Origin of the sequence: Sphingopyxis sp. (assembly GCF_050725655.1) — a bacterium.
Lineage (GTDB): Bacteria > Pseudomonadota > Alphaproteobacteria > Sphingomonadales > Sphingomonadaceae > Sphingopyxis.
The window spans coordinates 75,913-88,451 of sequence record NZ_JBOHHT010000070.1; the positions used below are offsets into that span (position 1 = coordinate 75,913).

A 12,539-nucleotide genomic window follows, 5' to 3' on the forward strand; every position below is an offset into this window, starting at 1 on the left:
CCCCGTCCCCGGAATCGCGTGATTCCAGCTAGTTCGGCACGGGTGGAGAATGCCCCTCTCCGATTCCTGAGTATCAACTATAGATCAGGGTGGAAAGGGGTAATTTAGGGCAAAATAGGGAATCTAACCCCCATTTACCGCAAAAAGCCCTCTGAATTGGGTAAATACCCGTCCCACGGCGCACAGCGGCACCGCGGGACACGCTTCGATCGGGGTAAATGGGGCGGATACGCCCGACTCAGTTGGAAGGGGTGCGAATCCACAGCGGGCGGAGCGGGCCGTATCCCGCGCCGGACCACAGGCGCGCCGATAACCATTCCATTGTGTCGGCCTGTCGCAGATGATGTGCGCCCGGAACAAGCGGACGCCATAGCGGCGCGAAAAGCAGGTCCGCATCGCCGATCAGCCAAACCTCACCCTGCCCTATCCGGCACTCCGCCGCGCGGCGATCGGCGTAGGCACGGCATTGCGGCGGCAGACGGTCCAGGCGTCCCGCACTGAACAGGCGAAGGCGCGAGCCGTCGACATCGACCGGCAGCGGCTTGCTCTCCCCGGCGGGCGCGGCACCCAGCCTCACGCCCCAATGACCGAGCAGCGGCGTGAGCAGGCTCGTCACCGGCGCGTTGCGCGGATCGCCGAGCGGATGGCGCGCCGGCCAGCCCGACAGCGCATCGGCCAGCACGACCGCGCGCCCGCCGCCCCGAACGAACGCGTCGATCGCGACCAGTTCCTGCGGCGCCAGCGCGCGCGGATGCGCGATCAATAACGTTCCGCCCGGCGGCGGCACATGATCGGCGATGCTGTCGACCAGCGACACCGGCCCCGCCGCCGCCAGCCGCTTGAGCGCCGGATCGTCATTCATGCCCTCGGCGATCATCGCCGCGATGCTCGGGCTTGCCGACCAGCGCAGCGGCAGGCCGGTGAGCATGGTGACGGCGGGCGCGTCCGCCAAAGCCGATGCGGGCCGATAGAGGACTCCGAGCAGCGCGTGCCCCGCCCCGAACCAGCCGACCGCGAGCAGTAGTCCGGCGAGCGATGGTAGCAATTGGGACCGGCTGCGCCATTGGATGAGCCGGTCCGCCAGCCATGCCGCGACGCCCCCCGCAATGATCGTCAGGAACAGTTGCAACCACGCCGCCGATCCGGCGAGCATGATGCCGAGCGAAGCCTGGGCTATCACCACAAGCGCTAGGGCGAGAAGGCCGGCGCGCCGACGCACCGCGACGGGCTCACCGCGCTGCCACCAGGCCAAAAGCAGCATTGGGGGCGCGAGCAACGGGATCGCGAGCGCGGGATCGGTGCGGCCAAGCAGCGCCTGCCCGCCCGCGACCCAGGCCAGCGCGACTATCATGGCGGCGACTATGAAAGCGCGCAGCATGGGCCGGCGCGATGCCGCCGTCACTGGTTCGACTGGCGCGCGCGCTGAAGTGCGGGATCGGGCTCAAGGTCGGGCACGGTCGACGACGGTGGCGTCGCCTGCGGCACCTTTACCGGCGTCGCGGCATTTTCATCCTTCGACGAGGGCGACACCGCCTGGACGCCCAACTCTTCCAACGGCGCGCCACTGGTTTTTTCTTCATCTCCCGGCATCTTTACTTCGGCGGTAGACGTCGTGTCTCCGCCCGCGCTTTCCCGGGCGCGATCGCCGATCAGCCCGGCCATGCCGACGAGCAGCAACACCGTGAGCACCCCCGCGATGCCGATCTGCAAGCGGCGCATCGTGTCGTTGACGGGCGCGGTGGCGGGTGGCGGCGGCGCCTCTTTGGGCGACGAGGGAATTTCGATCCGCACGCTCATGCCGCTTGCTCCAGTCCTTTGCTCGCCAGCCATTCGGGGTTGTAGAGCGTCGAGAGATAGCGAAATCCGCTGTCGCAGAGAATAGTTGCGATACGCTTGCCCGGACCTAGCTGCCGCGCGAGCGCCATCGCCCCGGCGACATTGATCCCCGACGACAGGCCGAGGCATAGCCCCTCTTCGTCGAGCAGTTGGCGAACCACCGCGAGCCCCTCGGCATCCGAAATGCGGAACTGGGTATCGATCGGCGCGCCGTCGAGATTGGCGGTGATGCGGTTCTGACCGATGCCCTCGGCGACGCTGCTGCCTTCGGCGCGCAGCTCGCCGCATTGATAGTAATTATAAAGCCCCGCGCCGTGCGGATCGGTGAGCGCGATGACGATGTCGGAATTATGCGCCTTCAGCCCCAGCCCGGTGCCTGCGATCGTGCCGCCGGTGCCCGCCGCGCAAGTGAAGCCGTCGATGCGGCCGTCCATCTGCTCCCATATCTCTTCGGCAGTGCCGAAGATGTGCGACTTGCGGTTGGCGATATTGTCGAACTGGTTGGCCCAGATCGCATTGTCGGTTTCTTCGGCGATGCGGCGCGAGGTGTGGACGAAATGGCCGGGGTTGGCGAAGGGCGCGGGCGGGACGAGCACCAGTTCGGCACCCAAGGCGCGGATCGTCGCCATTTTCTCGGCGCTCTGGTTGTCGGGCATGACGATGATCGTCTTGTAGCCGAGCGCATTGCCGACGAGCGCGAGGCCGATGCCGGTATTGCCTGCGGTCCCCTCGACGATCGTGCCACCAGGCGCCAAGCTCCCGTTCGCTTCGGCATCGCGGACGATATAGAGCGCGGCGCGGTCCTTCACCGATCCGCCGGGGTTGGCATATTCGCACTTGCCCCAGATTTCGCAGCCGGTGGCTTCGCTCGGCCCCTTGAGCAGCACCAGCGGGGTGTTGCCGATGAGGTCGAGGCTGTTTGCAGCAATAGTCATGCGCATGATCTAGGGCGCCGCCTGCGGCCCCGCAAGACAGCTTCGCTTGCCCTGCCAATGTTCGGCCTTTGTCGACCAACGGCCATCGAAGTCCGACGAACGACAGCCATGGGCCACGTCAAGGGTTGCGATTGTAACAGTATATCATTACTGCCGCGTCAACAGGTCGCCGTAACAACAGGACTCTCCCCTTATGCGTTTGCTTTGCTCTGCCGGTTTCACCTTTGCCGTCTTCCTCGCCGCCCCCGCCTATGCGCAGGACCGCGCCGCCGCGGGCAGTGACGACGATGTGCACACCGGCGAGCCGATCGTCGTCACCGCGCCTTACGTCCGCAGCCTCGACATCCTCGGCAATGTGTCGGTGCTCGAGGGTGACGAGCTGGCGCGCGACATTCGCGGGCAGATCGGCGACACGCTGACCCGTCAGCCGGGCGTGTCGGCGACGAGCTTTTCCCCCGGGGCTTCGCGCCCCGTCCTCCGCGGCTTTTCGGGCGAACGTGTGCGCGTGCTGACCGACGGCATCGGGTCGATCGACGCGTCGAACACCTCCGCCGACCATGCGGTGACGATCGATCCGCTGACGGTCGAACGCATCGAGATCCTGCGCGGCCCCGCGGTGCTGCTGTTCGGCAGCCAGGCGATCGGCGGCGCGGTGAATATGTTCGACCGTCGAATCCCCAGAAAAGTCCCCACCGACCATGTCCATATCGACGCGATCGGCGGCTACGCGACCGCCGCCAACGACCGCAACATCGGCAGCTCGATCGACGTCGCGCTGAGCTCGCAAATCGTTGCGCATGTCGACGGCAGCTGGCGCAAGACGGGCGACGCCCGCACCGGCGGCTTCGTCTATGCCCCCGACATTCGCGGCGACCTGCTTCACCTCGCCGAACATGCAGTCGAGGACGGGCATCCGGGCGAAGCGGCCGAACTGAGCGAACAGGCGGGCAAACGCGGCAAGATCGACAACACGCAAAGCGAGACCTGGACCGCGGGTGGCGGCCTGTCGCTGATCAACGACGGCGGGCAGCTCGGCATTTCGATCGGCTATTTCGACACCAATTACGGCGTGCCCGACCGGCCGAACACCGCGCATGATCATGGCGGCGAGGAAGAAGAAGGCGGCCATGAGCATGGCGAAGGCCCCGTCACCATCGGCATGAAGCAGTGGCGCGCCGACCTGCGCGGCGAAGTCGAGCTGGGCGACGGTTTCTTCGACAAGCTGCGCATCCGTGCGGGTTTCGCCGATTACAAGCACACCGAGTATGAGGGCGACGAGGTCGGCACCGTCTTCACCAACCAGGGCGTCGAAGGCCGGATCGAACTGGCGCAGAACGACCGCGGCGGCTGGCGCGGCGCGAGCGGCGTGCAATACAGCCACCGCGACTTCGATGCGGTCGGCGCCGAGGCGTTTGTGCCGCGGAACCTGACCGACCAGTTCGCGCTCTTCACGCTGCAGGAATATACGATGGGTCCGCTCGGGCTCGAAGCCGCGGCGCGGTATGAAAAGACCGATGTGCGCGCGCAGACGGTGGGCTTCGACCGCAGCTTCGACAGCTTCTCGGGCGCGCTCGGCGCGACCTATGACATATTCGAGGGCGCGAAATTCGGCGTCTCGGTATCGCGGGCGGTTCGGGCGCCGTCGGCCGAGGAACTGCTGTCGAACGGTCCGCACATCGCGACGCAGAGCTTCGAGCTGGGCGATCCGAATTTGAAGCGCGAATCGAACTGGGGCGCCGAAGCCTCGTTCAAGATCAAGACCGACGCGTTCAACCTCAGCCTGACCGGCTATTCGAACTGGTTCGACAATTTCATCTATTCGGCCGCAACGGGCGCAGAAGAGGATGAATTGCCCGTCTTCCAATATTTCCAGCGCGACGCGCGCGTCTATGGCTTCGAAGCCGAGGCGAGCGCACGGCTGGCGCAGATCGGCGGGTTCAACATCGTCGGCGATGTGACCGCCGACATGACGCGCGCCAAGATCAAGAACGCCGGCCTCGACCGCAACGTGCCGCGCATTCCGGCGCTGCGCGTCCTCGGCGGGCTCGAAGCGCAAGGCGAACGCGTCGATGCGCGCGTCGAGGTCGAATGGACCGACGACCAGACGCGCGTCGCACAGTTCGAAACGCCGACCGACGGCTTTACGCTGGTCAACGCCTCGCTCAGCTGGCGCCCACTTCCCGACACGAAGAATCTGACGCTGAGCCTGTCGGCGAACAATATCTTCGACGTCGAAGCGCGCCGCCACGCCAGCTTTACCAAGGATTATGTGCCACTGGCCGGCCGCGATTTCCGGCTGACAGCCCGGGCGAGCTTCTAACCCCTCTCTCCGCTCGTCCCGAGGGCCGGGTCCGGTTTAACCGGATCCGGCCCGTTCGGGTTCAGAAGGCAAGTAGCTTGCGCTTGTTCCAGTAGATCGAGGTGGCCGCGGCATAGGCGCCAACCTTTTCCCATGCGGCGCCGTCGACCTTTTCAATGTCGACACCGCTTTCGACATAGGCTTGGACGATCTTCATGATCTGATCCTCGGTCATGTCGCCCGACAGATCGGGGTTCGCGCCGCCGGGACCGAAATCGAGCGCCTTGTCGACGGTCACACTCGACAGACCAAGTTTTGCGATGTCGCCCATCAGCCATTCGCGCGAAATGCGCGCGAGGCTGTAGTCGAAATAAACGCCCTGTTGTTCAGCCGTGATGCCATGGCGCGTAACGCAATCGTCGGCGACCGCGCCAAGCTGTTTGAACAGGGCCTCGCGCGATGCTTCGTCGCCGCCACCGGCCATCGCGGCGCCGATCGAGTTCCTGGTGCCGCTGGGAACCGACGTGACGACGCAATCGAACTTCTCGCCCTCCTGCGCCCGAACCCCGCCCGGCAGCGTCGCCAAGGCAAGCGCAACGCCCGCCGTCAGACCCTTGTGCATCGACGAATCCTTCCGCCTTCGAGGTGCGACCCCTCAGGACAGCATGGCCATCCCGCCGTTCACATGCAACGTCTGACCGGTGACATAGCCCGCTTCTTTCGACGCCAGATAGACAACGGCGGCAGCAATATCGCTCCCCTCACCCATCCGGCCGGCCGGAATGCGCTGGTTGAGCGCCTCTTTCTGGGCGTCGGGCAGGTCGTCGGTCATCGCGGTGGCGATAAAGCCCGGCGCGATGCAGTTCGCGGTGACGCCGCGGCTCGCGAGTTCCTGCGCCAGCGCTTTGGTCATGCCGGTGACACCCGCCTTCGACGCGGCATAATTGGCCTGCCCGGGGTTGCCGGTGGCGCCGACGACGCTGGTGATCGAGATGATGCGGCCGAAACGCGCCTTCATCATCGGCTTGGCGGCGGCGCGCGCGAGGCGAAAATTGGCTTCGAGGTTGATGCGGATGACGTCCGACCATTCGTCGTCCTTCATGCGCATGATCAGATTGTCGCGCGTCACCCCGGCATTGTTGACGAGAATATCGAGCTGGCCAAGCGCTTCAACCGCCGAGGGGACGAGCGCATCGACCGCGGCGGCATCGCCAAGGTTGCACGGCAACGCGACATGATCGCCGCCCAGCGTGTCGCGAAAGGCGTTCAGCTTGTCGGCATTGGAGCCCGACACCGCGAGCCGCGCGCCATGCGCCGCAAGCGCCTGCGCAATCGCCGAACCGATACCGCCCGAAGCGCCGGTGACGAGGGCGGTCATGCCGGTAAGATCGAACATCTGAATTCCTCCTGAAATCATTAAATTAGAGCGTCTTCAGTAGCGCTTCGATGTCATCCATCGAAATGACGCTGACCGTCTCGACCTCTTCGCTCGCGCTGCGCTTGACCATCGGCGAGAGGACCTTGCCGCCGAATTCGACGAACTGTGTGACGCCGATGCCTGCCATCGCGCCGACGCTCTCGCGCCAGCGGACGCGGCCGGTGACCTGCTGGACGAGCAGGTCGCGGATCGTGTCGGGGTCGCTGACGGGGCTTGCTGTCACATTGGCGACGACGGGGATGAGCGGCGCGACGGGCGGATTCGCTCCCAGCGCCTCCGCCATCGCGTCGGCGGCGGGCTGCATCAACGGGCAATGGAAAGGCGCCGATACTGGCAGCAACAGGCCGCGCTTGATACCGAAATCCTTGACCAGCGCGACCGCGCGCTCGATCGCGCCCTTGTGGCCCGAGATCACGACCTGCGACGGGTCGTTGTCGTTGGCGACGGTGCAGACCTCGCCTTCGGCGGCCGCATCGGCGAGCTTCTGCGCGGTATCGACATCGGCGCCGATCAATGCGGCCATCGCGCCGATACCGACGGGCACCGCCGCCTGCATCGCCTGCCCGCGCGTTTTAAGAAGACGGGCGGTGGTCGCGAGGTCGAATGCCCCCGCGGCGCACAGCGCGCTATATTCGCCAAGGCTGTGGCCCGCGACATAATCGGCCTTGGCCGAGAGCGTCACGCCGCCTTCCTTTTCGAGCACGCGCAGCGTCGCAACGGCATTCGCCATGATCGCCGGCTGGGCGTTTTCGGTGAGCATCAGATCTTCCGCCGGTCCTTCGCTCATCAGCTGGAACAGCTTCTGGCCGAGCGCCTCGTCGACCTCCTGGAACACTTCGCGCGCGACCGGCGAAGCGTCCGACAATGCCTTGCCCATGCCGACGGCCTGGCTGCCCTGACCCGGAAAAATGAATGCGCGCATATTGCGTCCCCTGCGGTGGTATTCGTTACCGCGCGCCTATTCCTTCACCCCGCGCGATGCAAGCCGAAGGGCACGACCTTGTTCGCCGCATCGTGGCCGATGTCCGCGCGGCCGAGCCAGGGGATGCCGGTGCGACCGCACCAATCGCGGGCGATCTCGTCGGCCTCCATTCCGAAAGGACGGTCGTTTTCCGGAATGTCGCCGACCCGCCCCAGCCGCAATCCCGCCAGCCCGCGCGGGCCGAGATATGTCGCGACATGAAAGAAGGCGCGGTCGAAGGCGTAGAGATATTCGCTCACCTCCTCGACCAGCACGACATGGCCTGAAAGATCGGGTTCGAGCGGGGTGCCGAGCAGCATCGACAGCGTCATCAGGTTGAACGCCGCATGGCGCGCGCCGTGCTGCAGGCCGGGCTCGCACGCCGCCGGATCGCGCGCGACGAGCCAGTCGAGCGCGCGCAGCACCGCCGCATCGCCGCCGTCGCGGCGGATATCGGCAACCATCGGCCCGTGCGCGACATGGTCGAACCCCTCGCGATAGAGCGCACCGAGCAGATTGCCCTGATCCGAATAGCCGAGGAATGCCTTGCGCCGCGCGACGTCAGTCATCGCCGCGACGGCGTCCTCGGCGATCCGGCACGCGCCATAACCGCCGCGCGCGAACCAGATGGCGTCGATATCGGGACGGTTCGCCATCTCGACGAGCGCCGCGAAGCGGTGGCCATCCTCGCCCGCGAAATGACCGTGGACGGCGAAGCATTGCGGGTCGAATATGAGTTCGACGTCGGGATAGCCGAGGCTTGCGAGCGCGCGCACGGCCTCCGCATCATCGGGCAGGATCGGGGTCGACGGGGCAGTAATGCCGATACGCATGGACTGGCTGATTCCTCGATCCGCTCGACACGAGCGGTTATTGCGGCGGGTGCGGTTGCAAAGCCTTCGTCAAAGCCATATCGCGCCGCGATGGCCGAAAACAAATCCTATTTCTTCTGCGGCATCGGCGGGTCGGGCATGCTGCCGCTCGCGATGATCGTCGCCGCGCGCGGCGACGCGGTTTCAGGGTCGGATCGCAGCCGCGACCAGGGCCGGACGCCCGGGAAATTCGCCTGGCTCGAAAGCCAGGGCATCGCTTTCTATCCGCAGGATGGCAGCGGACCCAAAGCCGGCCAGATACTCGTCGCGTCGGCGGCGATCGAGGATAGCGTTCCCGATATTGCTGCGGCCAATGCGCTCGGCCTGCCGCGGATGACGCGCGCCGACCTCAATGCCGCCTTGTTCAACGCCGCCGACAGCGCGATCGGTGTTGGCGGGACGAGCGGCAAGTCGACCGTCACCGGAATGATCGGCTGGATCCTCGAAAGTGCGGACAAAAAGCCGACGGTGATGAACGGCGCGGTGATGCGCAACTTCGCAGGTGCCGACATGCCCTTTGCCAGCGCGCTCGTCGGCGACGCCGCCATCTACGTCAGCGAGGTCGATGAAAGCGACGGGTCGATCGCACTCTACCGGCCCGATGTCGCGGTCATCACCAACATCAGCCTGGATCACAAGAGCCTCGCTGAATTGCACCAGCTCTTCGGCGACTTTGCCGCGAAGGCGCGGGTCGCGGTGGTCAATGCCGATGATGCCGAGTCCGCGCCGCTGTTGTTGGGGCACAATGTCGTGACCTTTGGCTTCGACGACGCGGCGACGATCCGCGGCAGCGATTTCGAGGCGCTGTCCGACGGCTGCCGCTTCGCCGTCCATGCCGATGGCACCGCCTATCGGGTGAAGCTTCGCATGCCCGGCCGCCACAATGCCGCCAACGCGCTCGCCGCCATCGCCGCCGCGCATGCGGTGGGCGCCACCGTGGCGCAGGCTGTTGAGGCGCTGGCGGATTTCGCCGGCCTTGCGCGCCGCTACGAAGTGCTCGGGCAAGCGGGCGGCGTGACGGTCATCGACGATTTCGCGCACAATCCCGACAAGGTCGCGGCGACGTTGGCAGCGGTTGCCGAGCTTCCGGGCCGTGCCATGCTCTTCTTCCAGCCGCACGGCTATGGCCCGCTACGCCAGATGGGCAAGGAACTGGCGGCAAGCTTTGCAGCCGGGATGCGCCCCGATGACCGGCTGTTCGTGTGCGACCCCGTCTATTTCGGCGGCACCGTCGACCGCAGCATCGGCAGCGAGGCGCTCGTCGCCGACATCGTCGCGGGCGGCGCCGATGCGGTGCACATGACCACTCGCGCGGCGTGCGGTGCAGCGATACTTGACGAAGCAAAAGCAGGCGACCGCATCCTCATCCTCGGCGCGCGCGACGACACGCTCACCGAATTCGGGCGCGAACTGCTGGGAAAGCTGGCGCTCTCCGCTTGATTTCCGCCCGCGAATCTGTATAGGCGCGCTCATTCGGGGCGAGGCCACGTTGCCATCGCCCCGTTTGCTTTGCACCAATCCGTAAAGCTTGACGACAGCCGGAGGGGTTTTGCGATTGGCGCAAAACCAGCGATCGGCCAAATCGAAGGAAGCGCACCATGCCGTTTTACGAGCATGTTTTTATCGCGCGTCAGGACCTGAGCCAGGCTCAGGTCGACGCGTTGGCGGAAACCGTCACCAACGTCATCGGCGAATATAAGGGCACGGTTCACAAGACCGAGACCTGGGGCCTGAAGCAGCTCGCCTACAAGATCCAGAAGAACCGCAAGGGTCATTATGTGATGTTGTCGGCCGAAGTGTCGGGCGAAGCCGTGGCAGAGATCGAGCGTCAGGCTGCGATCAACGAAGATATTATCCGCTGGCTCACGATCAAGGTCGACGAACTCGAAAAGGGTCCGTCGGTAATGATGCGCAAGCAGGAACGTCGGGGCGGTCGTGGCGGCCGTGACCGCGACGGCGAAGAATAAGGATAACGATCATGGCACGACCCTTTTTCCGCCGCCGCAAGACCTGCCCCTTCAGCCAGAAGGACGCACCGGTCATCGATTTCAAGGACGTCCGTCTGCTCCAGGGTTACCTCTCGGAGCGTGGCAAGATCGTCCCGTCGCGGATCACCGCGGTGTCCACCAAGAAGCAGCGTGAGCTGGCGAAAGCGATCAAGCGCTCGCGCCACATCGGCCTGCTCCCCTACATTGTGAAGTAAGGAGGGCTGGTCCGATGGAAATCATCCTGCTCGAACGTATCGAGAAACTCGGCGGCATCGGCGATGTCGTCAACGTCAAGAACGGCTTTGCCCGCAACTATTTGTTGCCCAACAACAAGGCGCTGCGCGCGAACGACACCAACCGCAAGCTGTTCGAAGCGAACCGCGGCAAGATCGAGGCCGACAACGCCGAACGTCGTGGCGAAGCCGAAGGTCGCGCCAAGGACTTCGACGGCAAGCAGATCGTCCTGATCCGTCAGGCGTCGAATACCGGCCAGCTTTATGGTTCGGTTTCGGTCCGCGACATCGTCGACGCCCTTGCCGAAGACGGCATTACCGGCCTCGGCAAGTCGATGGTCGAACTCGAACGCCCGATCAAGGCGCTCGGCCTGGTCGACGTCAAGGTCAAGCTGCACCCCGAAGTCATCGTGACCGTCGGCGTCAACGTCGCGCGCTCGCCCGACGAAGCCGAAATGCAGAAGCAGGGCATCGACGTCATCACCGCGATGTTCGAGGAAGAGCAGGCCGAGGCGGTCGCCACGGCGCTGGAACCCGACAGCGAAGACGAATTCGAAGACGCAACGCCGCCTTCGGAACGGGCTGCCGAGGAAGCTCCGGCTGCGGGCGAAGACGAGGCCGACAAGGAATAATCCATTCCTTCTCTTCGCTTTGCGAAACAACGAAAAAGGCTCCGGAACCCAGCGTTCCGGAGCCTTTTTCTTCATCGCTATTCCTGCGAAGGCACAGGCGACAAGTCACCCATCGCTGGTCAGATCATCTTTTCCGCCAGGATCCAGGCCCATACCGCGAGCGTCAGCGCACCGCCGGCGATCGTCAAGCGCACCGCAGCGGACAGCAATTGCGCCTGCGCATCGATCGAATGGGTGAAGGCCGCGAACAGGCGCTGCCGCAACCCATCGGCCTTTTCGAGCCCGTCGCTGTCGAATTCTTCGCCGAGCAGCAGGGCGCGCAAGCACAGGAAGCTTGAGAGGATCAGCGGCACGATGCCAATCAGACTGGCGATCGTTAGCCACGGCTGAGTGACGGCATCAAGGCTGAGCGGCGCGCCGGGGCTGGCCGAAACCGGATGCGTGCCGATCGTGATCGCCAGCGCATTGAACGCCAGGAGCCCGCCGAGGCGAACGGACAGGTCCAGGTCGCGATTCTCGAGAAACTCGAGATCGGCGATAAAGCCCGCATCGGGTGCCTCGCCGCGCATTTCCTGAAAGGCGCGCAGTCTGGCACGGAACGAATGGTTGCGCCGCCGCCGCCAGCGCATCGTCAATAACCCATCAGGCTCAGCACTTCCTTGCGGCTGCTCTGGTCGTTCAGAAAACAGCCGAGCAACCGGCTTGTCACCATGCCGACCCCCGGCGTGCGCACCCCGCGGCCGGTCATGCAGCCATGCTGCGCATCGATAACCACGGCGACGCCCTGCGGCTGGAGATTGTCCCAGATGCACTTGGCGACTTCGGCGGTCAGCCGTTCCTGCACCTGCAACCGCCGCGCATAACCGTTGAGAACCCGCGCGAGCTTCGAAATGCCGACGACCCGGTCGCGCGGCAGGTAAGCGATCGACGCCTTGCCGGTAATCGGCGCCATATGATGTTCGCAGTGCGACTGGAACGGAATGTCGCGCAGCAGCACGATCTCGTCATAGCCGCCGACTTCCTGGAAGGTGCGCGACAGGTGGAGCGCAGGATCGTCGGCATAGCCCGAACAATATTCCTTCCACGCGCGCGCGACGCGGCGCGGTGTATCGAGCAGTCCTTCGCGCGCCGGATCGTCGCCCGCCCACTCGATCAGCGTCCGCACCGCGTCCGCGACATGGTCGGGGACGACCACCTTGCCGTCCGGTCCCAACTCGGTTTTGCTGTCGCTCATCGCCCCGCTTTCACTGTTGCCATCTTGTCGCACATTTCGACCCCCAAGAGCCGATAAGCAAGACCCGGACAAGAAGAATTTATGCCAGCCCCGCAAGTTTACGTTGCGGAA

At 65.0% G+C, this 12,539-nt stretch carries 14 protein-coding genes; 5 read left to right on the plus strand and 9 right to left on the minus strand.

The genetic code is table 11. The features are described 5' to 3' along the window. Nucleotides 1–238: 238 nt before the first annotated feature. From ACREBX_RS09985 to ACREBX_RS09995, 3 genes are read right to left on the minus strand one after another with little or no spacing between them, the layout of a single operon-like run. Nucleotides 239–1,351: a Gldg family protein gene (locus ACREBX_RS09985; RefSeq protein WP_431561591.1), complete on the minus strand. Its 1,113-nt coding sequence runs from the start codon at nucleotides 1,349–1,351 to the stop codon at nucleotides 239–241. 47 nt (nucleotides 1,352–1,398) lie between these two features. Next, on the minus strand, nucleotides 1,399–1,797 hold the full coding sequence (locus ACREBX_RS09990; protein ID WP_431561592.1) for a hypothetical protein: 399 nt from the start codon (nucleotides 1,795–1,797) through the stop codon (nucleotides 1,399–1,401). Continuing rightward, nucleotides 1,794–2,771, minus strand: coding sequence for a cysteine synthase A (locus ACREBX_RS09995; protein WP_431561593.1), 978 nt, complete (start codon nucleotides 2,769–2,771; stop codon nucleotides 1,794–1,796). Before ACREBX_RS09995 ends, ACREBX_RS09990 begins: the two co-directional genes overlap by 4 nt. Nucleotides 2,772–2,964: 193 nt before the next feature. Between ACREBX_RS09995 and ACREBX_RS10000 the strand changes: the two genes are divergently transcribed. Then, nucleotides 2,965–5,091: a TonB-dependent receptor gene (locus ACREBX_RS10000; protein WP_431561594.1), complete on the plus strand. Its 2,127-nt coding sequence runs from the start codon at nucleotides 2,965–2,967 to the stop codon at nucleotides 5,089–5,091. A 61-nt stretch (nucleotides 5,092–5,152) separates the two neighbouring features. Here ACREBX_RS10000 and ACREBX_RS10005 read toward each other — a convergent pair whose 3' ends face one another. From ACREBX_RS10005 to ACREBX_RS10020, 4 genes are read right to left on the minus strand one after another with little or no spacing between them, the layout of a single operon-like run. Continuing rightward, complete coding sequence (locus tag ACREBX_RS10005; protein ID WP_431561595.1) at nucleotides 5,153–5,692, minus strand: hypothetical protein; 540 nt, start codon at nucleotides 5,690–5,692, stop codon at nucleotides 5,153–5,155. A 33-nt stretch (nucleotides 5,693–5,725) separates the two neighbouring features. Beyond that, nucleotides 5,726–6,466, minus strand: a complete 741-nt coding sequence (gene fabG, locus ACREBX_RS10010) for a 3-oxoacyl-[acyl-carrier-protein] reductase (RefSeq protein WP_431561596.1) — start codon at nucleotides 6,464–6,466, stop codon at nucleotides 5,726–5,728. Between the two features lie 25 nt (nucleotides 6,467–6,491). Beyond that, nucleotides 6,492–7,430, minus strand: coding sequence for an ACP S-malonyltransferase (gene fabD, locus ACREBX_RS10015; RefSeq protein WP_431561597.1), 939 nt, complete (start codon nucleotides 7,428–7,430; stop codon nucleotides 6,492–6,494). A gap of 44 nt (nucleotides 7,431–7,474) precedes the next feature. Further along, complete coding sequence (locus ACREBX_RS10020) at nucleotides 7,475–8,302, minus strand: LD-carboxypeptidase (RefSeq protein WP_431561598.1); 828 nt, start codon at nucleotides 8,300–8,302, stop codon at nucleotides 7,475–7,477. A gap of 90 nt (nucleotides 8,303–8,392) precedes the next feature. Here ACREBX_RS10020 and ACREBX_RS10025 point away from each other — a divergent pair, with 90 nt between their 5' ends. The 4 genes from ACREBX_RS10025 to rplI all read left to right on the plus strand — a co-directional run bounded on the left by ACREBX_RS10025 (nucleotide 8,393) and on the right by rplI (nucleotide 11,194). Continuing rightward, nucleotides 8,393–9,781, plus strand: coding sequence for a Mur ligase family protein (locus ACREBX_RS10025; RefSeq protein ID WP_431561599.1), 1,389 nt, complete (start codon nucleotides 8,393–8,395; stop codon nucleotides 9,779–9,781). A 158-nt stretch (nucleotides 9,782–9,939) separates the two neighbouring features. Further along, on the plus strand, nucleotides 9,940–10,308 hold the full coding sequence (gene rpsF / locus ACREBX_RS10030) for a 30S ribosomal protein S6 (RefSeq protein ID WP_431561600.1): 369 nt from the start codon (nucleotides 9,940–9,942) through the stop codon (nucleotides 10,306–10,308). A gap of 11 nt (nucleotides 10,309–10,319) precedes the next feature. Then, nucleotides 10,320–10,544: a 30S ribosomal protein S18 gene (rpsR, locus tag ACREBX_RS10035; RefSeq protein WP_431561601.1), complete on the plus strand. Its 225-nt coding sequence runs from the start codon at nucleotides 10,320–10,322 to the stop codon at nucleotides 10,542–10,544. A 14-nt stretch (nucleotides 10,545–10,558) separates the two neighbouring features. Continuing rightward, entirely contained in the window at nucleotides 10,559–11,194 is a 636-nt protein-coding gene (gene rplI / locus ACREBX_RS10040; protein WP_431561602.1) for a 50S ribosomal protein L9, read from the plus strand. Nucleotides 11,195–11,313: 119 nt separating this feature from the next. Here rplI and ACREBX_RS10045 read toward each other — a convergent pair whose 3' ends face one another. Together ACREBX_RS10045 and folE are read right to left on the minus strand one after the other, a co-directional pair. After that, complete coding sequence (locus ACREBX_RS10045; protein WP_431561603.1) at nucleotides 11,314–11,823, minus strand: hypothetical protein; 510 nt, start codon at nucleotides 11,821–11,823, stop codon at nucleotides 11,314–11,316. A gap of 2 nt (nucleotides 11,824–11,825) precedes the next feature. Beyond that, nucleotides 11,826–12,428, minus strand: coding sequence for a GTP cyclohydrolase I FolE (gene folE / locus ACREBX_RS10050; RefSeq protein ID WP_431561604.1), 603 nt, complete (start codon nucleotides 12,426–12,428; stop codon nucleotides 11,826–11,828). Nucleotides 12,429–12,539 lie beyond the last annotated feature (111 nt).